21 protein-coding genes are annotated in these 24,160 nt (G+C 63.1%); 5 read left to right on the top strand and 16 right to left on the bottom strand.

From position 1 onward, the window contains the following. Positions 1-39 precede the first annotated feature (39 nt). Positions 40-954: a DMT family transporter gene (locus HFO99_RS08695; protein ID WP_222360604.1), complete on the bottom strand. Its 915-nt coding sequence runs from the start codon at positions 952-954 to the stop codon at positions 40-42. A 99-nt stretch (positions 955-1,053) separates the two neighbouring features. Between HFO99_RS08695 and HFO99_RS08690 the strand changes: the two genes are divergently transcribed. Beyond that, complete coding sequence (locus HFO99_RS08690; protein WP_130787920.1) at positions 1,054-1,518, top strand: Lrp/AsnC family transcriptional regulator; 465 nt, start codon at positions 1,054-1,056, stop codon at positions 1,516-1,518. Between the two features lie 6 nt (positions 1,519-1,524). Here the strand turns inward: HFO99_RS08690 and HFO99_RS08685 are convergent, their stop codons facing one another. Together HFO99_RS08685 and dut are read right to left on the bottom strand one after the other, a co-directional pair. Beyond that, a complete protein-coding gene (locus HFO99_RS08685; RefSeq protein WP_222360601.1) occupies positions 1,525-2,424 on the bottom strand; it encodes a GNAT family N-acetyltransferase in 900 nt (299 codons plus the stop codon). Continuing rightward, the gene (gene dut / locus HFO99_RS08680) at positions 2,424-2,894 is read right to left on the bottom strand and encodes a dUTP diphosphatase (protein ID WP_222332477.1); all 471 of its coding nucleotides are present in this window, start codon (positions 2,892-2,894) and stop codon (positions 2,424-2,426) included. Before dut ends, HFO99_RS08685 begins: the two co-directional genes overlap by 1 nt. Positions 2,895-2,985: 91 nt before the next feature. Here dut and HFO99_RS08675 point away from each other — a divergent pair, with 91 nt between their 5' ends. Next, on the top strand, positions 2,986-4,569 hold the full coding sequence (locus HFO99_RS08675; RefSeq protein ID WP_222332476.1) for a peptide chain release factor 3: 1,584 nt from the start codon (positions 2,986-2,988) through the stop codon (positions 4,567-4,569). An 86-nt stretch (positions 4,570-4,655) separates the two neighbouring features. On the opposite strand, the gene HFO99_RS08670 is transcribed toward HFO99_RS08675, so the two are convergent. The 4 genes from HFO99_RS08670 to HFO99_RS08655 all read right to left on the bottom strand — a co-directional run bounded on the left by HFO99_RS08670 (position 4,656) and on the right by HFO99_RS08655 (position 12,963). Continuing rightward, on the bottom strand, positions 4,656-5,990 hold the full coding sequence (locus HFO99_RS08670) for an HlyD family type I secretion periplasmic adaptor subunit (protein WP_222360598.1): 1,335 nt from the start codon (positions 5,988-5,990) through the stop codon (positions 4,656-4,658). Positions 5,991-6,010: 20 nt separating this feature from the next. Then, positions 6,011-7,735 carry a type I secretion system permease/ATPase gene (locus tag HFO99_RS08665; RefSeq protein ID WP_222360596.1) on the bottom strand — a complete coding sequence of 575 codons (1,725 nt, stop codon included), beginning with the start codon at positions 7,733-7,735 and terminating at the stop codon, positions 6,011-6,013. Positions 7,736-7,817: 82 nt separating this feature from the next. Further along, a complete protein-coding gene (locus HFO99_RS08660; RefSeq protein WP_222360593.1) occupies positions 7,818-11,363 on the bottom strand; it encodes a DUF5801 repeats-in-toxin domain-containing protein in 3,546 nt (1,181 codons plus the stop codon). Positions 11,364-12,072: 709 nt separating this feature from the next. Then, the gene (locus HFO99_RS08655) at positions 12,073-12,963 is read right to left on the bottom strand and encodes a LysR substrate-binding domain-containing protein (RefSeq protein WP_222360590.1); all 891 of its coding nucleotides are present in this window, start codon (positions 12,961-12,963) and stop codon (positions 12,073-12,075) included. Positions 12,964-13,077: 114 nt separating this feature from the next. Here HFO99_RS08655 and HFO99_RS08650 point away from each other — a divergent pair, with 114 nt between their 5' ends. Beyond that, a complete protein-coding gene (locus HFO99_RS08650) occupies positions 13,078-13,785 on the top strand; it encodes a glutathione S-transferase family protein (RefSeq protein ID WP_222248375.1) in 708 nt (235 codons plus the stop codon). Between the two features lie 46 nt (positions 13,786-13,831). Here HFO99_RS08650 and HFO99_RS08645 read toward each other — a convergent pair whose 3' ends face one another. Further along, complete coding sequence (locus HFO99_RS08645; RefSeq protein ID WP_222360587.1) at positions 13,832-14,218, bottom strand: RidA family protein; 387 nt, start codon at positions 14,216-14,218, stop codon at positions 13,832-13,834. 27 nt (positions 14,219-14,245) lie between these two features. Here HFO99_RS08645 and HFO99_RS08640 point away from each other — a divergent pair, with 27 nt between their 5' ends. After that, positions 14,246-14,827, top strand: coding sequence for an Lrp/AsnC family transcriptional regulator (locus HFO99_RS08640; protein ID WP_222360585.1), 582 nt, complete (start codon positions 14,246-14,248; stop codon positions 14,825-14,827). 26 nt (positions 14,828-14,853) lie between these two features. Here the strand turns inward: HFO99_RS08640 and HFO99_RS08635 are convergent, their stop codons facing one another. The 5 genes from HFO99_RS08635 to HFO99_RS08615 form a co-directional block, all read right to left on the bottom strand. Then, complete coding sequence (locus HFO99_RS08635; protein ID WP_164576606.1) at positions 14,854-15,255, bottom strand: GFA family protein; 402 nt, start codon at positions 15,253-15,255, stop codon at positions 14,854-14,856. 10 nt (positions 15,256-15,265) lie between these two features. Next, positions 15,266-16,798, bottom strand: a complete 1,533-nt coding sequence (locus HFO99_RS08630) for a S10 family peptidase (protein ID WP_222360583.1) — start codon at positions 16,796-16,798, stop codon at positions 15,266-15,268. A 101-nt stretch (positions 16,799-16,899) separates the two neighbouring features. Beyond that, on the bottom strand, positions 16,900-18,192 hold the full coding sequence (locus HFO99_RS08625; RefSeq protein WP_222360581.1) for a CynX/NimT family MFS transporter: 1,293 nt from the start codon (positions 18,190-18,192) through the stop codon (positions 16,900-16,902). Beyond that, positions 18,189-18,866: a FadR/GntR family transcriptional regulator gene (locus HFO99_RS08620; protein WP_222360947.1), complete on the bottom strand. Its 678-nt coding sequence runs from the start codon at positions 18,864-18,866 to the stop codon at positions 18,189-18,191. The genes HFO99_RS08625 and HFO99_RS08620 overlap by 4 nt, the downstream gene beginning before the upstream one ends. 315 nt (positions 18,867-19,181) lie before the next feature. Then, entirely contained in the window at positions 19,182-20,093 is a 912-nt protein-coding gene (locus HFO99_RS08615; protein WP_003544775.1) for a pirin family protein, read from the bottom strand. A gap of 257 nt (positions 20,094-20,350) precedes the next feature. On the opposite strand from HFO99_RS08615, the gene HFO99_RS08610 reads away from it, so the two are divergent. Further along, positions 20,351-21,163, top strand: coding sequence for a class II glutamine amidotransferase (locus HFO99_RS08610; protein WP_222360579.1), 813 nt, complete (start codon positions 20,351-20,353; stop codon positions 21,161-21,163). A 10-nt stretch (positions 21,164-21,173) separates the two neighbouring features. Here the strand turns inward: HFO99_RS08610 and coaBC are convergent, their stop codons facing one another. The 3 genes from coaBC to HFO99_RS08595 all read right to left on the bottom strand — a co-directional run bounded on the left by coaBC (position 21,174) and on the right by HFO99_RS08595 (position 24,146). Beyond that, positions 21,174-22,379 carry a bifunctional phosphopantothenoylcysteine decarboxylase/phosphopantothenate--cysteine ligase CoaBC gene (coaBC, locus tag HFO99_RS08605; RefSeq protein WP_222360576.1) on the bottom strand — a complete coding sequence of 402 codons (1,206 nt, stop codon included), beginning with the start codon at positions 22,377-22,379 and terminating at the stop codon, positions 21,174-21,176. A gap of 117 nt (positions 22,380-22,496) precedes the next feature. Further along, the gene (locus tag HFO99_RS08600; RefSeq protein WP_222360573.1) at positions 22,497-23,246 is read right to left on the bottom strand and encodes an SDR family oxidoreductase; all 750 of its coding nucleotides are present in this window, start codon (positions 23,244-23,246) and stop codon (positions 22,497-22,499) included. Positions 23,247-23,381: 135 nt separating this feature from the next. Beyond that, entirely contained in the window at positions 23,382-24,146 is a 765-nt protein-coding gene (locus tag HFO99_RS08595; protein ID WP_222360570.1) for an SDR family oxidoreductase, read from the bottom strand. Positions 24,147-24,160: the final 14 nt, after the last annotated feature.

Genomic DNA, 24,160 nt, shown 5'->3' with positions numbered 1-24,160 from the left:
GCACCGGGCGCCTCAGCCATCCCTATCGGAACGCCCGGTTCAGCTCTCCAGCGCCCGCGGCCGCAGCCAACGCGGCGTCCAGCCGAGATTCATGCCGGCGGCGGCAAGCAGGATGATCGCGGCGCCTGCGATCTGCATCGGCTGCAGCGCATGGCCGAAGGCCAGCCGGTCGACGAGGATCGCAGCGATTGGATAGATGAAGGACAGGGCGCCTGTGAGATGCGTCGGCAGCCTCTGGATCGCGCCGTAGAGCAGCACATACATCAGCCCAGTATGGACGACGCCGACGGTTACCAGGATCGCCCAGGACCCAACATCGCCGGGCGGATGGGAAAAATCCGTCATCGGCGCCAGCATCAGCATGCCGGTTGCGACCTGGATGAGCGCGATCAGATGCGGCGGCGTGCCTTTCAGCCATTTCGCGGCAAGGGCGGCGAGCGCGTAGAAGAAAGCCGCACCGAGTGCCATCAGGATGCCGAGGCCGTAACCGTCAGACGCCGCCCCGCCTGTCCCCGGTTTTGCCTCGACGATGGCAACCATGCCGGCGAAGGCGAGTGTCAGCCAGAACAGCTTGGTGGCGGTGATTTTCTCGCCGAGAAAGAGCGCGCCGAGCACCAGCAGCATGAAGGGCTGGGTGTTATAAACCGTCGTCGCGATCGAGATCGTCGCATGAGAATAGGAGGCAAACAGCAGCAGCCAGTTCAAGACGATGGCGGTGCCGCCTGATATGGCGATGCCGAAGGCGCGCAGCGTGATGATGCCGGGCCGCAGCAGCCCGAGAGCGCCGCAGATGACAAGCAAGGTGAGCCCGCCGAACAGGCAGCGCCAGAAGACCACGCCGCTGACCGGCTGGCCCGACATGACGACGAACCAGCCGATCGTCCCCGAGATCAGCATCGCTGCCGTCATTTCCGCCGTGCCTCTTTTGATGTCGCTGCCCATGATTGCCTCCATTTCGATGGCATAATAATATTGCGACGAGATGCGATTTTATATAAAGATAAGAAGGGAAATGACCGGTATCGCCTAATCGTGCTAGGAGAATAGATCGCTGTGGCTAATGATGTGCAATCGCTCGACGAAATCGATCAGGCCATTCTGGAGGCGCTGGCCGGCAATGCGCGGATCTCGCTGAAGGAACTAGCCCAGCAGGTCGGCCTGTCCTCGCCGAGTGCCGCCGAGCGCCTGCGCCGGCTGGAGGAGCGCGGCGTCATCAAGGCCTTCACCATCGACCTTGATCCGGCCGCCGTCGGTTATCCCCTGCAGGCGATCGTGCGCGTGCGTCCGCTGCCGGGGCAGTTGCACATCGTCGAGCGGATCATCCAGGACATTCCGGAAATCATCGAATGCGACAAGGTGACGGGCGAGGATTGTTTTATCGCCCGCCTGGTCATCCGCTCCATGGCCGACCTCGACGGCATTCTCGACCGGGTCGCCGAAAGGGCGGAGACCAACACGGCGATGATCAAAGCCTCGCCCGTCAAGCGCCGCCTGCCGCCGCTTTCCCGCCGGAAATAGAGAGATCTAGAATTCCGCCATCGGCGACAGCATCGCCGGAAAATCCGGGGTGGCATCGCCGAGCCCGCGCAGCATCAGCCTCGTGCCGTCTCCCAACGGTTGTGGAGCGCCCTCCCAGCCGAGCTTGTCCGGACGGAAAAGCACCTCGACGGAAGCCGGCGTGATCTCCAGCCCGCCGAGGATTACTGCAAGCGGCGGCATCTCCGCCGCCACGATGTCGAGGAGGCTGAAGCGGCCCGCCTCATCGATCTTCCAGGCGATCACCGCCTGCCGGTCTGTCAGGAAGCTGATCCGGACATCGGGATCGAGCTGGGTGTTGATCAGAAACATCGCCGCATTGACTGTGACCGCCAGCGAGGTCGAAACCGGGCTTCGGCCTTTCAGCAGCGATTGCAGCAGCGCAAGATCATCCGCATTCGTCGGTAAAAGCGGCCGGACCGGTGCGGCGGAAGACGAAGGGGCGGGTGCCGCTCCCTCGTATCGGTGCAGCGGTATCGCATGGAAACCATAGGCTTCGTAGAGGGACGGCTTGTCGGTATAGAGGATGACGGCTTCAAAACCCTGCTTCTCGCACCAGTCGAGCGCTTTTACCGTGACGTCGCGATAGAGGCCGCGGCCGCGCCACGGCGGCCGCACGGCGCCCGATTGCAGCCCGGCGGCATGGACGATCCTGCCGTTGAGGGCGAAGGGCAGCGCGAAGGCTGAAATATTGGCCGCAAGCTGACCTTCGGCATCGAACCAGCCGAACGGCATGCTCGTCGGATCGGGTCCGCCAAGCTGTTGCAGCGGCCCGATATCGATGCCGAAAATATCCTTGAGCAGGCAGACCAGCGCCACCCAGCCAGCGGGGTCGCCGAAATAGTCCTGCCGGAAGGTCAGGCCCGCGCTGTCGAGGCGCTGTGCCATCAGACGCCGGTGGAGCCGAAACCGCCTGCGCCGCGCACCGTTTCGCTGGCCGCGGTGATCTCGGCCACCCGCGCCTGGGTTACCGGTGCGATCACCATCTGGGCGATGCGCATGCCGCGCGAGATGATAAAGGGTTCCTCGCCGAGATTGATCAGCAGCACCTTCACCTCGCCGCGGTAGTCGCTGTCGACGGTGCCCGGCGAATTCAGGCAGGTGATGCCGTTTTTGAAGGCGAGGCCCGAGCGCGGCCGTACCTGTCCCTCGAAACCTTCGGGGATCTCGAAGATGAAGCCTGTCGGCACCAACGCCCGTTTGCCGGGCAGAAGCGTCAGTGGTGCTGCCTCGTCGACGGCAGCGCGCAGGTCCATGCCGGCCGCTCCCTTGCTTTCATAAGCGGGCAGGTCGAGGCCTTCGCCATTGGCTAAGCGGATCAGGTTCAGCGTCGGGCGCGTATCGTGATGAATGGTCATGGCCCATTACTTTGCGCCCGAAGGCCCGAGGTCAATTGCATTGCCGGGCTTTAATCGCTAGATACGCGGCAATTCCACAGGATTTACAAGCATGGCCGAAAGTCTCGCCGAGGCGGTCTCCCGCCGCCGCACATTCGCTATTATCGCCCACCCGGACGCGGGTAAGACGACGCTCACCGAAAAGCTGCTGCTGTTCGGCGGCGCCATTCAGCTTGCCGGCGAAGTCAAGGCGAAGAAGGATCGCATGCAGACGCGCTCCGACTGGATGAAGATCGAGCGCGAGCGCGGCATTTCCGTCGTCACTTCGGTGATGACCTTCGAATATAACGATAATGTCTTCAACATCCTCGACACGCCGGGTCACGAGGATTTCGCCGACGACACCTATCGCACGCTGACGGCCGTCGACGCCGCCGTCATGGTCATCGACGCCGCCAAGGGTATCGAGCCGCGCACGCTGAAGCTTTTCGAAGTCTGCCGCATGCGCGATATCCCGATCATCACCTTCATCAACAAGATGGACCGCGAAAGCCGCGATCCCTTCGAGATCCTCGACGAGGTGGAAGAGAAGCTGGCGCTGGATACGGCGCCGATCACCTGGCCGATCGGCCGCTCGAAGACCTTTTGCGGCTCCTACAATATCGCCGCCAACACGGTGCGTGGTTCGGATACCGAAATCGAGGGAACGCCGGTCAACGGCCCGCAAAGCGTGGCCGGCAGGCTGCCGGAAAACGAGCGCCAGGTCTTCGTCGAGGAGACCGAGTTGGCGATCGAGGCCTGCCGTCCCTTCGACCGCGAAGCCTTCCTGGAAGGCCATATGACGCCGGTCTTTTTCGGCTCGGCGCTGCGCAATTACGGCGTTCGCGATCTCATCAACGCGCTCGGCGATTTCGCGCCGCCGCCGCGTGACCAGGTCGCCGATACCAGGACCGTGCATGCGACTGACGACAAGATGACGGCGTTCGTCTTCAAGATCCAGGCCAATATGGACCCCAACCACCGCGACCGCATCGCTTTTGCCCGCATCTGCTCCGGCAAGCTCGAGCGCGGCATGAAGGCAAGGCTCGCCCGCACCGGCAAGCAGCTCGGCCTGACGGCGCCGCAATTCTTCTTCGCCTCGCAGCGCCAGCTCGCCGACACCGCCTATGCCGGCGACGTCGTCGGCATTCCCAACCACGGCACGCTCCGGATCGGCGATACGCTGACCGAGGGTGAATCGCTGGTTTTCCAAGGCGTGCCGAACTTCTCGCCGGAGATCCTGCGCCGCGTGCGCCTGGAAGACGCGATGAAGGCGAAGAAGCTCAAGGAAGCCCTGCAGCAGATGGCCGAGGAAGGCGTCGTCCAGCTGTTTTCGCCGGAAGACGGCTCGCCGGCGATCGTCGGCGTCGTCGGCGCCCTGCAGCTCGACGTCTTGAAGGAGCGGCTGATGGCCGAATACGGCCTGCCGGTCTCCTTCGAAATGTCGCGTTTTTCCGTCTGCCGCTGGATTTCAGCCGATCAGCCGGCCGATCTCGAAAAATTCCTCACCGTCAAACGCGGCGATATCGCCCGCGATCTCGACGGCGACCCGGTCTTCCTCGCCCAGGACGGTTTCTCGCTGCGTTACGAGTCCGAGCGCCATCCGGCGATCAAGATGGTCGCGATTAAGGAATATCACGCCGCCAAGGCGGCGTGATCGGTTGACGGGAGGCGGTCGCGGCGGCGCTGATATTGGCGTGTCAGCAAGCCCGGCCAGATAAAGAGAAGCTCGTTAACCTATGGCTATTTTTCCCGCATCGCTCGGCGGAAGTTCTGCGTGATCGGCTCAGCCAGATAAGAAAGCACGGTGCGAGCGCCCGTCCGGATCATCGTTTCGCTCGACATGCCGGGCATCAGCTTGCGGCCTTTCAGCTTGGCGAGTTCGCTCTTGTCGATCACCACGGTCGCGGCGAAATAAGGTGCACCGCTGCGCTCCTCCGTCATCCGGTCAGCCGACACGACCTCCACGACGCCGTCGAGCGGCGGGAGGTTGTAGCGGGCGAAGGCCGGAAAACTGACGCGCGCGAGCTGTCCGGGGGCGATCGTCTCGACGTCCTCTGGCCTGACCATGGCCTCGACCACGAGTTGCTGTCCGAGCGGCACGACGGTCATCAGTGTCTCGCCAGGTTTTACGACGCCGCCCGCCGTGTGGACCTTCAAATCCATGACGATGCCGTCAACGGGGGCGACGACATTGGTACGGGCAAGCACGTCTTTGGCGGAACGCTCCTCCTGTCTGAGGTCGAACAACTCCGCCTCGACCTTGCTCAACTCCTCGACGGCCTCGTTGAGCCGCACCGTGCCGAGGTTCAAGATCTGCATGTCGATCTCGGCCATGGCGCTTTTGGCGCGAGCGATGGCCGCGACGTTGGTGGCGCGCTCCCCCTCGATCTCCCGCTGTTGTCGTCTGAGCATCAGGTTCCGCTCGCGCGTAACCAGCCCACGCTTGATCAGGCTTTCAAGGTCTTTGGTTTCGCCCTCCAGCGCTTCGATCTGCTTGTCCTCGGTGACGATAAGCCCCTCCAGTCCCGTTATCTCTTCCTCGGTCTGGTGACGGCGCTGGCTGAGAATTTCCCGCTCGTCCTTCAAATTGTCGTGCTTCGCGGCGAACACGTCACGCTGTGAGGCCACCGCGTCATTTGCGGCTTTGGCGGGATTTGCGAGCAATGCCGGATCAAACTCGATCTCGGCCTTGCCGTCACGCTCAGCCCTGAGACGAGCGGCCAGCGACTCACGCGTTGCTATCCGGTTCTGGATCAGATCAAGCCTCGCCTTTGCCGATGTGCTGTCGAGTTGGATAAGGACCTTGCCCGCCTTGACGATATCACCGTTGGCGGCGTGCAGCTCTGCGATGATGCCGCCCTCGAGGTGCTGGATGAGCTTGCGGTCGCCGGCAACCTTGATAACGCCCGGTGCCACGGCGGCGCTATCCAATGGTGCAAGCGTCGCCCAGCCCCCCGCCATGCCGAAGAACAGGAACATGATCGCGAAGCCGGTGAACGTCACGCCGGTGAGACGCAGGGGGACCGGTGCGGCGGGTGGCGAAACGGGTAGCGGAACGACCTTCATATCCGGCATGTCTGCTTTCTTTTCTTGGCTTATTTCGCCACTATGGTCGGCATCTGGCTAACCTTGCGGGCGCGCGCGGCGAGCTCATTGAAGACATAGTCGCGTGGACCGAAGAGGTCCTGTTGGCCCCGGTTGAGGATCAATATCTTGTCAACCGTCTCCATGATGTTCGGTCGGTGCGCGATCAGGATGACAGTCGTGCCTGTCGCCTTGACCGTGCTGAGGGCGGCGATCAATGCCTCCTCACCCTCGCGGTCGAGGTTGGAATTGGGCTCGTCCAGGATAATGAGTGCCGGGTCGCCGTAGAGCGCCCGCGCCAACCCGATGCGTTGGCGCTGCCCGCCTGACAGCACCGCGCCGGATTCGCCGATCTCTGTGAGGTAACCCTTCGGCAATCCTTTGATCAGTTCGTGAACTCCCGCCAGCTGTGCCGCCTTAACCACCTTGTCGAAGACCACCGGGCTGAGCTTTGCGAACCGGCAGATGTTTTCGGAGACGGTACCGGCGAAGAGCTCGATGTCCTGCGGCAGGTAACCGACATAATGACCACGGTCCTCCGCCGCCCATTGGACAACGTCCATGCCATCAAGCAAAGCGCGCCCTCCGGATGGACGCCAGGCACCGGCCAGTATTCGCGCCAGGCTGGTCTTGCCGGCCGCGCTCGGGCCGATCAGCGCCATTGCTTCACCCGGCTCGAGGTGGAAGTTGATCCCTTTCAGGATAGGCTCGCCGCCCTGTCGGGTAAGCACAATATTGTCGGCCTCAAACTTACCTTTCGGCCGCGGGAGTGGCAGAACCGGTGTCGCCTCCGGGTGCTGCCCGGCGACGGCAGTGAGACGCCGGTAAGCGGCACGCGCTCCGACCGTCGCCTTCCATGTGCCGATCGCTTGCTCGACCGGGGACAAGGCGCGACCCATCAGGATAGAGGCGGAGATCATGATCCCGGGTGAAGCCTCGTTGCGCAGGACGAGATAGGCCCCAAGGCCGAGTATCCCCATCTGCAGGGCCAGCCGGTGACAGCGGGCGATGGCGGAGATGATGCCGCCGCGGTTGGCGGCAAGCACCTGGCCCCTGTTTGCCTCGTCCTGCTGCGTCTTCCAGCCCTCCATCAAGGGCTTCAACATCCCCATCGCCTGGACCACCTCGGCGTTGCGGATCGCCGCCTCAGCCTGGACGTATGCCCGTGACTGTGCGCTTGCAGCCTCGGTCAACGGCTTGCGTGTGAGCCATTCGTTGAGCAATGCCAATGCAAACAGGACGATCCCGCCGCAAAGCGCCAGCCAACCCAGCCAAGGGTGCATGAAGAATATCGCGGCAAAAAACAGCGGTGCCCAAGGCGCGTCAAGGATCGGGAAGATGCTCGGGCTGGTGAAGAAATTCCGCACTTGGTCAAGATCCCGAAGCGGACGGGCATTGACCTGGCCGGGCGCTGAGGCGGCATATTCGACTGATGCGGTCAGGAGCACGGGCGCCAGCCGCGCGTTCATCCACGATCCGACGGTTGCCAGAAGACGCCCGCGCACGACCTCCAGCCCCGCCATTGTCGCGAGCGCCGCTGCCGCCATCAGCGACAGCATCACCAACGTCTCCAGGCTGTGGCTGGACAGCACGCGGTGGTAGACTTGGAGCATGTAGAGCGCCCCCGTCAGCATCAGCACGTTGATGCCACCGCTGAACCAGATCATCGGCCGAATGGCGCGTCTGGCTTCTTTCATCACCACCTGAAGAGCCGGAGGCTGTTGGTTTGATTTCATCATCATGTCTCTGGTGTACGAGGTTACACAGCATGCAAAGACAGTCCGGGGGCAGCCTCGGCTGCCCCCGTTTGGTCACGTGTCAGGCGACGTCGACAAGGATGTGCTGCATCGCTGTCTGATCGCCGTCGGCGTCTACTACCTGGAAGGCGAAGTCGAGGTTGGCGTTCGGCGTCTCGGTCACGGTCGAGGTGAAGCCGATGTCGGTGATCTTCAGCACGTCGTTATCGGTGGCGTCGAAGTTCACCAGACCGCCGATCGCATTGCTGCCGCCATTGGCGCCAGTCGCCTTCACCAGGTCGATCGCCGTATTGTTGCCGGTGATCCCGTTGCCCGACTGCATGATCTGCGCGCCCTGCAGCACGTAGTCTTCGCCGGCGGCGTTGTAGTCGTTCTGCTCGACGATCACGAGGCCGTCATTCTGGTCGAGCGTGAACTCGCTGCTGTAGGCGGTCGGGACTTGGCCTGTCTTGTAGATGGCGTCATTCGACACATACATGGCCCGGGTGATCGTCGTGTTGTCGTCCGCGGTGCCGGCGATATTGTCGGCGCCGTTTTTGTCGATCAGATTGAGAATCAGCATCAGGTCCTCGCTGTTGCCGATGCCGTCGAACTTGATGGCCATTGCGCCGGCGGTCGCCGTCGGGGTCGTGGCCTCGCTGGCAATGCCGACATTGCTGCTGAAGAACCGCAAGGTGAGCAGTTCGTCTTTCTGGATGGTGTCGCCGGCAACACCATTGGTGCTCTGCGTCGCAGACACCCATGTTTCATTGGTGTTACTCACCATCTCGTGACCACCGAGGGTGAAGGTGGAGTCGGCGGATGACCCCTGGCCATTGCTCGTCAAGCTGAATGGGTGGGATCTGTCGATCGCGTTGCCCGTGAACTGTACGTAGAAGTCTTCATCATCAGGCGTGTTCGGGTCATCCTTCTGCAGCCCCTCCACCACGATCTGCGGATGGCCGGTATTGCTCGTCGGCTCCTTGGACAGGAGCTCGCTGGTGTGGAGAACGTCGAAGCTGAAGCCTTCCAGCGGGTCGGTCAGGTTGACGGTATAGGTGTCGCCGGCCTTGTCGAAGACAAGGGTGCCGCCCGCCGTGCCCGGCTGGACGCCGGCTGCCGGATCCTTGTCATAGGTGAAGTTGAAGTTGAACGTCGCCGAGGTGAGGCTCTCTGACGCCAGCGTCACATTCGAGGTGACGAGATTGCCGCCGCCACCGCCGGTAATCGCGCCGGTCAGTCCGATCTGGACACCGGCTGTCACGCCATCCTGGTCGACAAAGTCAGAACCGCCGCTCGTGTAGAAAGCCGCCGGGTGGACATCCGCCCCGATATTGTAGCCGAAGGCGCCGCTGGCCGAAGCGTTGAGCACGTTGGCCAGGGTTTCGTGCTGGATGCCTGTGAGAGCCGGGTTGCCGTCAAACGGCACTGTAATCGTCGGCCCATCATCCTTGAAGTAGAGGCTCTGGCCGATATGGGCGGTGGAGGTTGCCTGATCGCCGTCGCCATCGGTGATGGTTGCGGTCAGGGTGATGTCGGCGGCCGCCAGGGTGGTGATGTCGTCCGGGTCGTTGGCATCGGCATGGACGACCGCCCTTGCCTGGTCGAGGGTGATGACGCCGGCAGCGCTGACGCTGACGGTGAAGACGATCGGACCGCCGGCTCCGGCGCGGCCGACCACGCTGCCGCCTTCCAGGAAGAGCAGGACGGACTGGCCGGTTTCGGTATCGGTAAGACCGCTGACATTGTTGTTCGGGTTGATGCCGAGCGCATAGGTGATTCCGTTGCCAACGCCATCGGCCCCGGGGAAGGCGACGAAGGCGGCCCCGAGGGCGCTGACATCGGTCGTCAGGTCGGTCTCGTCGACGATCAGTGGAAGCGGGCCGCCTTTTATCCCGATTATCGGCGCGTCATCCTCGAAGTTGAAATTCTGGCCGATATTGTGGGTGGCTGCGGCGTGATCGCCGTCGCCGTCGGTGATGGTCGCGGTCAGGGTGACGAGGTCGGCGGCGGCCAGAGTGATGCTGTCGTCCGGGTCGCTGGCATCGGCATGGACCACGGCCCGCGCCTGGTCGAGGCTGACGAGGCCGGCAGCGGTGACGCTGACGGTGAAGACGACCGGGCCTCCGGCTCCGGCGCGGCCAACGACACTGCCGCCTTCCAGGAAGAGCAGCACGGACTGGTGGGTTGCGGTGTCGGTGAGGCCGCTGACATTGGTGATTTGGCTGATGCCGAGCGCATAGGTGATGGCGTCGCCGTCGGCCCCCGCATTCGCGGTGAAGGAGGTTGCGAAGTCGCCGCTGGCATTGGTGGTCAGGTTGGTCTCATCGACCGTCAGTACCGGCGGGGTGCCGGTTGCCGTGATCGTCGGCCCGTCGTCGTCGAAGTTGATGAAGGAGCCAACCTCTTCATTGTGAGCGTTGCCGACCTCGCCACCATAATGCACCTCTTTGACATCGAAAAAGTCTTTCTCGGTGTCGATATTCCTAATGGTGAAGCGATCGAAGGTTCCGCCAGCTCCGCCTGCGGTCGTGAAGTCGATCGTCACGCCCTCGCCGACTTTCCCGAGGATCAATCCGGTGCCGGCGAGATTGACCGTGATGCCGAGCTCTGCGGCTGTTTTTGTCACACCGTTCAGCTTGAACGTCACGCCGGTGATGTTGATCTCGGCATCGTTGTCGTCTGTGGGGAAGGCAGCGCCTTCTACGTTGTCGTTATTATTATAGGCGTGGACCTCGATGTCGGCGACGGTGCTGGTCGGCGTCGACTGCGAGATCGAGAAGCCGGCGGTGGAGACGTTCTCGAGGTGCACGCCGTAGTCGGGCGCGGTTGGCGTGTTGGTAAAGTTCTTGCCCGCGCTCTGGGTGCCGCCGGTGATCAGGTCGATCTGGAGCTCGCGGCCGAAGCGCACGTCTTGCGATGCGACACCCAGGCCTTGTGTGCTGACGTTGACTTCCGCCTGCACGCCATTGTCGTGAGCGGTGACGAGGATCTTCTGGGGGCTGGCTGCGTCGGCGTCGAGAATATACCAGTTGTTGTGTCCGGACGGGGCGTCGCCAAGCTGGCTGAAATTGACCACTGAGGTTCCGCTGACCGAGGCGAACACCTTGTTCGTCAGATCGATGCGGTCGTCCGCATTGGTCGCATCGGGATGGAACAACGGCACGTATTGAACTGTGTAGAGGTCGGCATTGGTGGCGGTGGTGCCGACCAGCCCGAGCGAGAAGGCGAGAGCCCCGGTCTCGGCGGGCTCGGCAAGCGGGTCGGAGGTACCAATGACACCGATCACGACTTTTGCATCCGTTGCGCTCTGGAACAGCCAGACATAATTGCCGTCGACCGTGCGGATGCCGCTGTTGACGCCGACCGTGGTGGAATACGGGGTGCCGGATGCGTTTTGCGTGAGAACCACCGACGTGATGGATTCCCCCGCGCTCGCCGAAGCGACGACGAAATTGGACTGGTAGGCGACTTCAGGTGAGGATAGCCCACCCGAGCCATCGAGGCCCAACATGTATTGCAGCGTCGTATTGGTACTATGCGGCGCAAGCAACGGATTGACATCGTCGTCCTGCAAACCGGCGGTTTCGTCAATGATGAGGTCCTGGGTCGTGATGTCGAGTGCCATGGAGATTCTCCCTCGGTTTCAATCGCATTGAGAGGAGGCATCCAGGCCCGATGCCGAAATGCACCCGCCGTGGTCTACCTCCTTGCGCATTGATCTTAAGGCGCTCGATGGACGACTACTGTTTCGTCGATCGAGAGCGCTGGTCCATTCTCAGTTGGAAAGTGGTATTCGGACTAAGGTCGGTAAATGCATTAAGACTAAAGTCCGTACTCACGGCTGAATAATAGCAACCCTGAAGATTATTTTCTCATATTCGCAAGATGGAGTTGGTAAAATCCAGAACAGGTCGTTTCAGACTATGTCGACCTATCGCGCTCCTCACGCGAAGCTCTCCTCAACTACTTCTATACTGCAAATTCGTTTATTATGCACTTAGTCAATTCGAGCTACAATGTGCAGCTGTATTGAAATGCATTAGGATCTTTCTGTCCGCTGGTGGACGAATACATCGAATTTCACACTTTACTGAGTACTGGCGGGGACCTAGGGCGTCGCGGATAGTCACGAAAACGAGGCGGTGGTTGTGATTAGAAGAGGCTAGAGCCGGGCCGGAAGCACGAGCGAGCGCGGCTTGCAGTCTCGCCGGAAGAGCCTCGCCGGTGATCATCGGCCCCCTGCAGCTCGACGTGCTGAAGAAGCGGATCGCCGAATACGGCCCTTCTCCTTCGAAATGTCGTGTTTCTCCGTCTGCTGCGCTATGGGCGGAGCGTTATCCCGCCAGCCGTTCGGCCAGGAAATCGACGACGGCGCGCACCGCCGGCAGCTGGCCGCGCCGGTGCGGCATCAGGATCGTCGTCTCGATACTGCCGGCCGTCCATTCCGGCAGCACCCGCACCAGCCGCCCGTCGGCCAGCGCCTTGCGGCAGACGGATGTCGGCAAGCAGGTGATGCCGAGCCCCGACATGGCCATTTCCATCAAGACATAGGGCTCATCCGCGGCCATGACGGAATGCAGCGTGACGAGGACCTCGTCGCCGCCCGAATAAAGCCGCCACTGGTCCTCTATCAGGCTGGTCATAATCGTCGCATGTTGTGCCAGTTCCTCGGGCCGACGCGGTCGCCCATGGGCATTCACATAATCCGGCGAGGCGAGGATGAAGAAAGGGTGGCTGGCGAGCTTCCGCTGGACTAGCGCCGAATCCGGCAGCGGCGTCCGGTGGCTGCGCAGCGCGATGTCGAAACCTTCCTGAACGATATCGACGAAACGGTCCGTCACATGCACGGAAAGCCGGAGCTTCCGATAGCGCATAGCCAGCGCCGGCAGATGCTCCGTCAAGGTAAACTGCGCCGTCGGCACCGAGGCGGTCAGGCGAACGCCGCCGGTGGGTTCGGCCAGATGCCGCCGCACGATGCCCTCGGCCATCTCCGCCTCGATGATCGAGGCCTGGGCATGCTGAAAGAACTCGCGGCCGAGCTCGGTCAGCGCGAAGCTTCGCGACGTACGCTGGATCAGCCGCACGCCAAGCCGCCCCTCCAGCTCGGCAACCCGCTTGCTCACCGTCGATTTCGGCATGCCGAGATGTCTCGCGGCGGCGGTGAAACTGCCGCTGTCGACGGCCTGCACGAAAAGATGGAGGTCGTTGAGGTTGAAAAGCGCCATCGCCAGCTTCCAGATATGTAGACATTGCGACGCATTTATAGCCTCTACCGCATGATCGTCCACATCTGCACATTCATCGCGTCCAAACGGGTTCAATTCTGAAAGGAACGATTGATGTCACCCATATTATTTTACGGCGTCCCTGAAGGCTGCTCCTTCGGCTCGATCGTCGCGCTGGAATGGTCCGGCCTGCCTTATCGGCTCTGCCGCGTTGAGATGCCGGATATAGTCTCCAGCGAAGAATACAAACGGATCAACGCAGTCGGCGAAACGCCGTCGCTGCTCCTCGAAGATGGCAGGACGATCAGCGAAAGCATGGCGATCCTCCACCATATCGGCGCCCGCACGATCGGCAAAGGTCTGGGTTTTGTGCAGGGGTCGGCGGATTTCGACCGGCTGAACCAGATGCTCGCCTTTCTCAACACCACCTTCTTCAAGGCCTTCGGCCCGCTCTGGTATGCGATCGAGCATCCAATGGAGCCGGAGGAGAAACAGGTCCTCACCGCCTATGGAATCGCCGCGGTCGAAAAGGCGCATCATACGCTGGAGCGTCTACTCGAAGGTCGCGAATGGCTTCTCGGCAGTGGGCCGAGCCTGGCGGACGCCTATTTCGTCGGCATCGCCCGCTGGAACGATTTCCACAAGGTCGTCGACCGCCGGCAGTTTTCCGGCCTGCATCGTCTCTATGAACGCATGCAGCAGGAGCCGGCCGTGCGTTTTGCCCATGCGATCGAGCATCGGCAGGATGCGAAAAGCAGCGGCGGTTTCCGCGGCGAGGTCGATCTGGCCGAGGCGCTCGGCCTGTTGAAACAGGCGGCCTGATCGCCGCAGCCGTCGCATCCCTGCGGATGCGACGGCCAATCTGCCGTCAGCCGGCGGCGATGATTTCGATCTCGACGAGCCAGTCGTCGCGCAGCGTTTCGACGATGATCGCCGTGGTCGGCACGGCGCGGCCGCCAAGCGCCCGAAGACGGGCATTCTGGTTCGCCTCGATAAACGCGCCGTCGCTGAGATAGCTCGTCAGCCGCACGATATTGTCCACCGTCATATCAGCGGAAGCGAGGATGGCGCGCAGATTGGACCAGATGAGGTCCAACTGGCCTTCCAGATCGGCCGCCGCCATTCCCTGTTGATCGAGACCCATGGTGCCGCTGACGAAGAGCAGCCGGGACGGTTGCCTGACCTCCAGCGCATGGATGTAATCAGGGCTGGCCGCATAGATCCCGTTTGCTGGATTGTGCGCGATCATCTCCATGAGATTTCTCTTCCTCCGAATATCCTGTTGAAGAATGCCAGTATCGGCGATTATTCTTCGGCAGAAAGGGGGGTTTGCCGAATGGCGAAAAATACAGACGATCTTCGGCAGAGACGGCCCCAGCAGCCGGTCATCGATGCCTTCGACCGAAGGATATTAGCCGCGCTCGCCGCCGACAGCAGCCAGAGCTATGCCAGGCTTGGCGAAGCGGTCGGCCTGTCGGCGCCGGCCGTGCATGAGCGTGTGCGCCGACTGAGACAATCCGGCGCCATCAAGGGCGTGCATGCCGCGCTGGATGGCGCAGCGCTTGGCAAACCGCTGCTTGCCTTCGTGCATGTGGAGGCGGCCGGCTGGGGCAAGAGCGAGCGGCTGATGCAGCTCCTGCAGTTTCCCGAGGTCGAGGAGATGCATTCGGTCGCAGGCGATGCCAGCGTTCTCTTCAAGGTCCGCACGGCCAGCCCGCAGGCCCTGGAAGCTTTTCTCGCCCAGATCCACGCCGTCCCCGGCGTCACCGGCACCCGCAGCTATATCGTCCTATCCACCTATCTGGAGCGCCCGGTACAGGCCGGCGTCACCGATGGCTGGCCGGACATGCCCCGGCCGGAATAAAGGCGGGATGGTGAGCAGGCGCCAGCCTAGTCCTCGCCCTCGAAACGTGGCAGCGTTTCGATATTCTCCACCCCGGGCAAAGCCGACCGGCACCATATCTGCTTTTTCGGCGCCAGTTCGCGCCGCTGGTCGATGCCGCCGACGCGGATACCGATCGCGCCGCCGTCGCCGTCCGTGCGGTAGAGCGGCGATCCACAATTCGGGCAGAAGAATTGACGGCTGAGACCGCCGCTGTCGCCATATTTCGCGTAGCCTCTTGGCTCGCCTGACGTGAGCGTGAAACTTCCCGGCCGCGCTGGTGCTGTGATGCGATAGGCCGAGCCCGTCAACCGCTGACAATCGGTGCAATGGCAGATCGAGACCCGCTCCGGGTCGATTTCCGCCTGATAGCGGATCGCCCCGCAGTGGCATCCTCCGGTGATATGCATCGGCGATTCCTCAGTCCGCCGGCGGAGCGGCCGGGTGTGTGGCGTAGAAAGCCTTCGCATCCGCCGTGAAGGCGGCGCGCTGATCGGCTTTTGTATAGAACATATGCCCGCCGCGATAAAGTTTCAGGCCGACGCGGCCGCCGGCGAGTGATGGCGGCAGATGGTCGACCACGTAACGGCTGACGCCATAGGGCGTCACCACATCGCTGTAGCCATGCGCAATCAGCAGATGGAAGGCCGGGTTCGCGGCGAGCAGCTGCCGGATGTCGTCGGTGGCGCTGGCCTGGAAGCGCGATCCGCCGCCGCGTCCGCCACCCCATTCCCAGCGTCGGCTGATATCGCCGTCGAGCAGCGAATAGGTCATCTCGGTCTTGAAGCCGAGCTCGTTGCGGGCGTAGTCGGCAAAGGCGCCGCCATAGGCGCGGGTGAAGCCGTCGAGGATGGCGTCGTCGCCGCGATCGTAATCCGATTCCGGATAGGGATCGGGTGCTGCGAAGGAGGCGTCGTAGGTGCTCATCACCTCGCCGCTGCCGGCGTCCGAATGTTTGACGTAGGAATTGCCGAGGAAGCCGCGATTGCGGGTGACGATATCCTCGGGAATGCCGGTCAGCACGGCAATCTTGCCATAGAAAGCGGCGGCGTCGGCACCCGTCGGCGGCGGCCCGGCCAGCGTCGTCAGATAGTCCCCGAGCGCGAAGGTCTCGGCCTCCTTCTGCTTCTCTTCGTCGAAGGCCTTGTGCCGGTCGAGTTCGGCTGCCGCCAGTGACGGCAGCTCCAGCGCCGCGCCGAGCGCGAACTGGTCGGCATTGAACATCAGCTGGCCCTCGAGCAGGGGGGAAAGCATCACCGCGCCGGCGACGATGATGCCCTGGCTCTCCTGCAGCACCGAGGCGACCCTGGCGGCGCGAAAGCCGCCATAACTTTCGCCGAGAAGATATTTCGGCGAGTTGGAACGGTTATTGTGCGCGATATAGAGCGCGATCGCCTTGGCGATGCTCTCAGCATCGGCATTGACGTTATAATAATTGGAGGCGTCGTCGGCCTTCGCCGTCCGGCTCCAGCCGGTGCCGATCGGGTCGATCAGCACGAGGTCGGTGAAATCGAGCCAGCTCTGCGGATTGTCGACGAGTTTCGCATTGGCGCCGTCGCGTCCGTCCGGCCCGAAATCGAGCACCTTCGGCCCGACCAGCCCGAGATGCAGGAAGGCGGACGCAGCACCCGGCCCGCCGTTGAAGGCAAAGGTCAGAGGCCGGTTCGCCCCGCCATCCCGCGCGACATAGGCGGTGTAGAAGATCGCGCCGGTCTGCGCGCCGTCCTGGCCGAAGAGATCCAGCGTGCCGGCGGTTGCGGTATAGGCGAGCTTCCGGTCGCCGATCGTCAGCGCGTGCTCTGTGACGGAATCGGCCGGCAGCAGCTTCAATACGCCGTCGCGCGCGCCGCTCTGGACATTCGCCCTCGGCGGATCGCTTTGCTGTGCATGGGAAAGGGCAGGGGCCAGCGATGCTACAAGCGCGGCGAGCAGAAACAGGGTTCGTATGCGCAAGATGTCTCCTCCGGCGGTGGGGAATGCCAGGCTGAGATAGCGTAGCATCCGCGGCCGACGACCGGCATCAAGAGATGGTGATGGATAGGTGAGCGAAGGGCTCAGCCGTCCTTTTCGACCGCATGGACATTGATCTCGATCGCCCGCCCGGCCTTCCAGCCGTTGATCGCCGCTCCCAGCCCGAGCGCAACGAAGAGAGCCGCGCACCAGGAAAAGCTGCCGGTCCAGCCGCGGATGAGCCCGACGATGAGCGGGCCGATGGCGGCGAGCAGGTAACCGACGCATTGCGCCATGCCGGAAAGATGGGCGGCGACATCGGGATCGCGCGAGCGCAGCACGATCGTCGTCATGGCCGCCGCAATCAGCCCGCCCTGGCCGATGCCCTGCAGCACCGCCCACAGCCAGACCGTCGAAAGCGGCGCAAAGAGCAGGCCGAGCAGGGCAATGACGGCGACGCCGCAGAGGCTCGCATTGATCAGCCGCTGGTCGCGGCCACGCACGGCGATATGCGGCACGATCAGGCAGGATGCTGCCTGCACCATCACCGACAGGGAAACGATCGCCCCGGCGGTGACGCCGTCGAGCCCACGTTCGCGTAAGATCGGAACCAGCCAGCCGAAGACGCAATAGGCAAGCGCCGATTGCAGCCCCATGAACAGCGTCACCTGCCAGGCGAGCCGGTCGCGCCAGAGGCCTTTGACGTGGAAGCCATATCGTCTTGCCTGGGTGCCGCTGCGAAGAACCTCAGGCAGCCAGAGCAGGCTGACGATGAGGGCGGGCAGAGCCCAGACGGCGAGCGCGCCCGCGAGAGAGCCGCCCAATCCATGCTCGATCGGCAGCGTCAGCCCAGCGGCACTTGCGGCCCCGGCGCAGAGCGCCATCGTGTAGAAGCCGGTCATCAGCGCGGCACGCCCGGCGAAATCCCGCTTCACCAGCCCCGGCAGCAGCACATTGCCGACGGCGATGCAGGCGCCTGCAAGGGCCGTGCCGATGAAGAGCAGCGGTATGGAGGAAAGCCCCCGCAATGCAGTGCCGAGGGCCAGAAGCAGGAGAACGCCGAGCAGCGTGCGTTCGGTGCCGAGGCGCTGGGCAAGCCGAGGTGCCAGCGGCGAGAACGCGCCGAGGCAGACGACCGGAAGCGTCGTCAGCAGGCTGGCGCCCAGCGCACTCAGCCCGAGTTCGGAGCGGATTTCCGGCAGCAGCGCCGAGGCGCTGGAGAAGACCGGGCGCAGGTTGAAGGCGATCAGTACCAGGCTTGCGCCGAGCAGAAAACGATCAGCAACTCCCCGCACCGGCGTTGCCTGCGGCGGGGGAAGGCAGCCGGCCTCGGCGTCTACAAGCAGTTCGTCGGCCGCCTCGAGCGTGCTGGCGGCATTGTTGGAAGGCGTGTTCATGACAGGATCATCCGGTCGAGTGCGGCAAGAACCGGTGCCATGAAGCGCCGCACCGCCGCATCCGCCTTGTCGGGATCGCCGGTTTCGATGGCGTCGACGATATCGGCATGCGCCTGCATATCCGGCTCCGGAATATCCTTGCCGAGCGTCGCCGCGATGGTGTCGGCGATCGAGGCCGAGAAGAAATCGTAGATCTCGATCATCGCCCGGTTGCCCGAAGCAGCGATGATGGCTTTGTGAAAGGCGAGGTCGCGTTCGATGAAGGCAGCCTGATTGCCGCCGTTGTAACTGCCGCGTTCGGCAAGCAACCGGCGAAGCCCGGCAACAATCTCCGGCGTCTTGCGGATCGCAGTCAGCCGGGCTGCCTCGACGTCGAGCGCCAAGCGCGCCTCGAACTGGTCGCGCAGGCTGGCGCGCCGCGCCATCGTCAGCGGCCGGCCGGCATCGCTGGTGGCGCGGACATAGGTGCCCGAACCCTGCCTTGTTTCGAGATAACCCTGGGAGACGAGAACCCGCACCGCCTCGCGCACCGTGCCGCGGCTGACGGACAGCATGGCCGACAGCGAGGCTTCATTCGGCAATTTCTCGCCGACCGCCCAGCGTTTGCCGAGAATGTCGCCGCGGATCGCCTCGATCGCCGCGTCCGCGAGATTGGTCTTGCTGAGCGCTCGCATCTCACTACCGATAGTCATCGGATGACTTGATGAATAGTGAGATTTCGATCTTTCGTCAACGCCTGGTCCCCAAGACAATAAAAAAAGGGCCGCCTCAGCGACCCTTTCCATGAGTTTGGCCTGAAACTGGCCTGGACTGTCTATGCAGCCCCAGGAAGGCGGGGATTAGAGCGAGGGCTGCCTCGCCTTCGTCACCTCTTCCATGCCCGTTACGAGGTCCGAAATCTCATTAGACATTGGATCACCTTCCTTTCGTTCTGTTGCTGATGGCTTAAAAGTAGGCCGATTCTTCGCAGATGCAAGAGAGAAATGCGTTCAGTGCGCAGCTTTGATGAAGGTGCCGTTCTGCAGTTCGCGCATCGCCTGCATGATTTCCTCGCGCGAATTCATCACGATCGGGCCGTGCCAGGCAACCGGCTCCTCGATCGGCTTGCCGGAGACAAGCAGGAAACGGATGCCCTGGTCGCCTGCCTGTACCGTCACTTCGTCGCCGCTGTCGAAGACCACGAGCGTGCGGTTGCCGGACATGTCGCGGATATTCAATTCCTCGCCGTCGACTTCCTTCTCGACGCGCACGCCGAAGGGTTTCGATGCATCGCGGAAGGTGCCGGAGCCGGCGAAGATATAGGCGAAGGCATTGCGGTAGGTATCGACCGGCAGGCGCTTCTTCCGGCCGGGCGGCACCGAAACGTCGAGATAGATCGGCTCGGCGGCGACGCCATCGACCGGGCCGGCCTTGCCCCAGAAATCGCCGCAGATCACCCGCACCGCCGTGCCGTCATCATCGACGACGACAGGAATATCGGTGGATTTGACGTCCTGGTAGCGCGGCGCCGTCATCTTCAGCGAGGAGGGCAAGTTCGCCCAGAGCTGGAAGCCGTGCATACGGCCGGCAAAATCGCCCTTCGGCATTTCCTGGTGCATGATGCCGCTGCCGGCTGTCATCCACTGGATGTCGCCGGCGCCGAGCAGGCCGCTATTGCCCAAGCTGTCGCCGTGCTCGACGGTGCCGGCGAGCACATAGGTGATCGTCTCGATGCCGCGATGCGGATGCCAGGGAAAACCGCGGATATATTCCGCCGGATTGTCGTTGCGGAAATCATCCATCATCAGGAAGGGATCGGTCATCGCGGGATCGCCGAAGCCGAAGACGCGGTGCAGCTTGACGCCGGCGCCTTCCATGGTCGGTGTGGCAGTACTTTCATGCTTGACGGGGCGGATCGACATGGCGTCCTCCTAGAGGTTCAACTTGGCGGCGACTATAGCCGCCCGGCTGCCGGGCGCGAAGTCTGCGGGGCAGACAACGCAGTGTTCACAAAAGAACACAGCGTTGCGCCGAATTTGAAGAGGTCGGGCGTCAAGAAATCGTCATGTTTCACTTGCAAATCGGCCGGGCGTTAAGCTGTTATTAGCGACGACATTCGACAATTCAGTTGCGTTTCAGCATTTCCCGCCGATGCTGCGGGTTCCGGAGCAAGAAAGCCATGTGTCGCTGGGCAGCCTATCGCGGAGACCCGCTCTATATCGAGGAGCTGGTATCCTCGCCCGCCCATTCGCTGGTCGAGCAGTCGCATTGCGCCACCCGCGCCAAGACCGCGACGAATGGCGATGGCTTCGGCATCGCCTGGTATGGCGACAGGCCCGAGCCCGGCCGTTACCGCGATATCCTGCCCGCCTGGTCGGACTGCAATCTGAAGAGCCTGGCGAGGCAGATCCGTTCGCCGCTCTTCCTCGCCCATGTGCGCGCTGCCACAGGCGGCGGCACGCGCCGCGACAACTGCCACCCCTTCACCCATGAGAGCTGGTCCTTCATGCACAATGGCCAGGTCTCCGGCTTCGAGCGTCTGCGCCGGCCGATGGAGGCGATGCTCGACGACGACTTGTTCAATGCCCGCGGTGGCACCACCGATTCCGAATTGATGTTCCTGCTGGCGCTGCAGTTCGGCCTGCGCGAGGCGCCGATCGCCGCGATGGCGGAAATGATCGGCTTCATCGAGGACCTGGCGGAAAACACCATCGGCTCGGTGCTGCTGCGCTTTACCGCTGCCTTCTCCGACGGCAAGGCGCTTTATGCCATCCGCTACGCGACCGATCGCAAGGCGCCGACGCTTTATGCCTCGCCGGTCGGCAAGGGCTATTGTCTTGTGTCGGAGCCGCTGAACGACGATGGCGATGCCTGGGCCGAGATCCCGAACGGCAGCGCCGTCACGGTCGGCGAAGGAGGAATCGACGTCGCGGATTTTCGACCGGGCAAACGGGCGGCCGTCAAATCGCAGCGCGTCGTCGTTCCAGCCTGATCTCTCGGCGTTAACTGAACTGCTTGGCGATCAGCGCCGCCAGCCGTTCGGCAACCTCTTCCTTCGCCAGGTCAGGCCATTGCTCGACCCCATCGCGGCGAACGAGTTTGACGCTGTTGCGGCTGCCGCCCATGATGCCGGTCGCGGGAGAAACGTCATTGGCGACGATCATGTCGGCGCCCTTCCTCTCAAGTTTCGCCTTCGCATTGATTTCGACGTCCTGCGTCTCGGCGGCAAAGCCGATCACCAGTTTCGGCCGCATCGTATGATGGCCGACGGTTTTCAGGATGTCCGGATTCTCGGTCAGCGCCAGCGTCGGAATGGATTCGCCGGGATGTTTCTTCAGCTTCTGGTCGGCCGCCGAGGCGACGCGCCAGTCCGCCACCGCTGCGACCATCACGGCGATGTCGGCCGGCAGCGCCGCAAGCACGGCATCACGCATTTCCTCCGCCCGCTCGACATGCACGGTGCTGACGCCGACGGGATCGGCGATCGTCACCGGCCCCGATACTAGCGTCACCTCCGCCCCGAGCTTTGCCAGGGCTGCGGCGATCGCATGCCCCTGCCGGCCGGAGGAGCGGTTGGCGATATAGCGCACCGGATCGATCGGCTCGTGCGTCGGTCCCGACGTGACGATGGCCTTGCGTCCCCTGAGCGGCTTTGCTCCATCATCGAGCATCGTTTCGGCGGCAGCGACAATGTCAAGCGGTTCCGCCATCCGGCCAAGCCCGGCCTCCCGGCTTTCTGCCATCTCACCGGCCATCGGCCCGACGAAGCGGATGCCGTCGGCTCTGAGCATCGCCGCATTCCGCCGCGTCGCCGGGTGCGCCCACATGCCGGGGTTCATCGCTGGTGCGGCCAGCACCGGCCTGTTCGTCGCCAGAAGCACGGTCGAAGCGAGATCGTCGGCAAGCCCGTTCGCCATCTTCGCCATCAGATCGGCGGTGGCAGGGGCGATCAGCACGAGGTCGCAGTCGCGCGCCAGGCGGATATGGCCGATATCCTGTTCGTCCTGCCGCGAAAACAGATCGACGAACACATGGTCCGCCGCCAGTGCACCGACGGCAAGCGGCGTGACGAATTCCTGCGCGCCTTTGGTCATCACAGGGCGCACGCTCGCGCCGCGCTCGCGCAGCCGGCGGATCAGATCCAGGCTCTTATAGGCCGCGATGCCGCCTGAGATGATGAGGAGGATGCGTTTGCCGCTGAGAGCCATGGCCTTCTTCCCGTTGCCTTTTCTGACCGCCCTCGACCCTAAGCCTTTGGCCGAGAACATGCAATCGCGCGGGCGACAGGCATCGGCGCTGCTCTAGTCTCCGCCGCGCTCGTGGGGTCAAAGGTTGCTCATCCCGCCGTCGATGATGAGTTCGCTGCCGACGATATAGGCCGCCTCATCGGAGGCGAGGAAAACGATCGTCTTGGCGACTTCGCTGGGATTTCCGAAGCGGCCGACGGGGATCTGGGCCTGGATCTGCTCGGTCATCGCCTTCGATTGGGCTTCCGAAGCGCCGAGCTTGCTGTAAAGCGGCGTGGCGATCGGACCGGGGCTGACGGCGTTGACGCGGATGCCGCGGCCGATGAGTTCGCCCGACAGTGTCTTGGCAAGCGTCAGCAGCGCGCCCTTCGTCAGCGAATAGACGCTGGAGTTCGGCATGCCGATATGGGCGTTGATCGAGGTGTTGAGCACGATCGCGGCCTGCTTCGAAAAAATCGGCAGCAGCGCCTGAATCAGGAAGAACGGGCCCTTGATGTTGATATCAACCGATTTGTCGAAGGCGGCTTCGCTCCACTGTTCCAGCGGCCCGAATTCGGCGACCCCGGCGTTGACGAAGAGGATGTCGAGCGTGCCGAAAGCCTCTCTCACGCTCTCGGCGACGGCCTTCTGGCCGACCGCATTGCCGGCATCGGCCTGGATGACGGTGGCTTTGCCGCCAAGTTCGGCGCGGGCCGCCTCGACGCTTGCCGCGCTGCTGCCGGTAACGACGACGCGGGCGCCCTCGGCGATGAATTGGCGGGCGGTCTCGAGACCGATGCCGCTGGTGCCGCCGGTGATGAGGGCTGTCTTGTTCTGCAGGCGTGACATGATGACGTTCCTTTGATCGAATGCTGGGCCGCGACCCGTTGTTGTTCAATGCGAGAATGCCCTGAAAAAAGCGGCGCGATAAGCCGGCGCGTTGGAGGATCCTCAACCCGCTGCAGATAATCGCGCCGCCCCGTCTCAGGTGCGGGTGATCGAGGCGCCGCCGTCGACCAGCGAGGCCGTGCCGGTGACGAAGCTCGCATCGTCGGAGGCGAGATAGAGAACCGAGCGGGCAAGTTCTTCGGGTGTCGCGACACGCTTCAGCGCATGCAGGTTGGTGACAAAGGCTTGCTTCTCAGGCGTATCGTTCATGTCCCGATACATGTCGGTATCGACCGCACCCGGCAGGACGGCATTGACGCGCACGCCCTGCTGGCCGAATTCGGCGGCAAGCGCCTGCGTCAGGCCGATCAGGCCGGATTTGCTGGCGGCATAGGCGGCAACGCCCGGAAAGGCGAAGCTGTAACCGACGAAGGTCGAGGTGAAGATCACCGAGCCGCCGCCATTCTCCACCATCGCGCCGATCTGATGCTTGGCGGCGAGGAAGGAGGCCGTCAGATTGATCGCAAGCGCCTCGCTGAAGCCTGCTTCCGAAACGGCGGTGCTCGCACCGGCTTCGCCGAGCGTGCCGGCATTGTTGAAGGCGATGTCGAGCTTGCCGTAATTCGTCACGGCGGCAGCGACCAGCGCCTTGTGATAGTCTTCCGAGCGCACGTCGCCGGCAATGGCGATGGCGTCGCCGCCCTCTGCCTTGATCTCGGCGACAAGACTGTCGAGTTCGCGCTCGCGGCGGGCGCCGACGACGACCTTGGCACCTTCGGCGGCGAAGAGCTTTGCCGTGGCGCGGCCGATACCAGAGCTTGCGCCGGTGACGATTGCGACCTTGTTGTTCAAGCGGTTCATGGTTCCATCTCCTG

Source organism: Rhizobium leguminosarum, assembly GCF_019798305.1.
In the GTDB taxonomy this organism is placed as follows: Bacteria; Pseudomonadota; Alphaproteobacteria; order Rhizobiales; family Rhizobiaceae; genus Rhizobium; species Rhizobium leguminosarum_U.
This window is presented reverse-complemented; position numbering and strand designations above follow the sequence as displayed.

Excerpts from the sequence above, each read along its gene's own strand:
- HFO99_RS08620 (WP_222360947.1), bottom strand. The coding sequence starts at position 18,866 with ATGCGAGCGCTCAGCAAGACCAATCTCGCGGACGCGGCGATCGAGGCG.
- HFO99_RS08615 (WP_003544775.1), bottom strand. The coding sequence starts at position 20,093 with ATGTCGATCCGCCCCGTCAAGCATGAAAGTACTGCCACACCGACCATG.
- HFO99_RS08670 (WP_222360598.1), bottom strand. The coding sequence starts at position 5,990 with ATGCCGGATATGAAGGTCGTTCCGCTACCCGTTTCGCCACCCGCCGCA.
- coaBC (WP_222360576.1), bottom strand. The coding sequence starts at position 22,379 with ATGGCTCTCAGCGGCAAACGCATCCTCCTCATCATCTCAGGCGGCATC.
- HFO99_RS08650 (WP_222248375.1), top strand. The coding sequence starts at position 13,078 with ATGTCACCCATATTATTTTACGGCGTCCCTGAAGGCTGCTCCTTCGGC.
- dut (WP_222332477.1), bottom strand. The coding sequence starts at position 2,894 with ATGACCATTCATCACGATACGCGCCCGACGCTGAACCTGATCCGCTTA.
- HFO99_RS08600 (WP_222360573.1), bottom strand. The coding sequence starts at position 23,246 with ATGTCACGCCTGCAGAACAAGACAGCCCTCATCACCGGCGGCACCAGC.
- HFO99_RS08665 (WP_222360596.1), bottom strand. The coding sequence starts at position 7,735 with ATGAAATCAAACCAACAGCCTCCGGCTCTTCAGGTGGTGATGAAAGAA.
- HFO99_RS08635 (WP_164576606.1), bottom strand. The coding sequence starts at position 15,255 with ATGCATATCACCGGAGGATGCCACTGCGGGGCGATCCGCTATCAGGCG.
- HFO99_RS08655 (WP_222360590.1), bottom strand. The coding sequence starts at position 12,963 with ATGGCGCTTTTCAACCTCAACGACCTCCATCTTTTCGTGCAGGCCGTC.
- HFO99_RS08660 (WP_222360593.1), bottom strand. The coding sequence starts at position 11,363 with ATGGCACTCGACATCACGACCCAGGACCTCATCATTGACGAAACCGCC.
- HFO99_RS08610 (WP_222360579.1), top strand. The coding sequence starts at position 20,351 with ATGTGTCGCTGGGCAGCCTATCGCGGAGACCCGCTCTATATCGAGGAG.
- HFO99_RS08685 (WP_222360601.1), bottom strand. The coding sequence starts at position 2,424 with ATGGCACAGCGCCTCGACAGCGCGGGCCTGACCTTCCGGCAGGACTAT.
- HFO99_RS08625 (WP_222360581.1), bottom strand. The coding sequence starts at position 18,192 with ATGAACACGCCTTCCAACAATGCCGCCAGCACGCTCGAGGCGGCCGAC.
- HFO99_RS08695 (WP_222360604.1), bottom strand. The coding sequence starts at position 954 with ATGGAGGCAATCATGGGCAGCGACATCAAAAGAGGCACGGCGGAAATG.
- HFO99_RS08595 (WP_222360570.1), bottom strand. The coding sequence starts at position 24,146 with ATGAACCGCTTGAACAACAAGGTCGCAATCGTCACCGGCGCAAGCTCT.
- HFO99_RS08645 (WP_222360587.1), bottom strand. The coding sequence starts at position 14,218 with ATGGAGATGATCGCGCACAATCCAGCAAACGGGATCTATGCGGCCAGC.
- HFO99_RS08675 (WP_222332476.1), top strand. The coding sequence starts at position 2,986 with ATGGCCGAAAGTCTCGCCGAGGCGGTCTCCCGCCGCCGCACATTCGCT.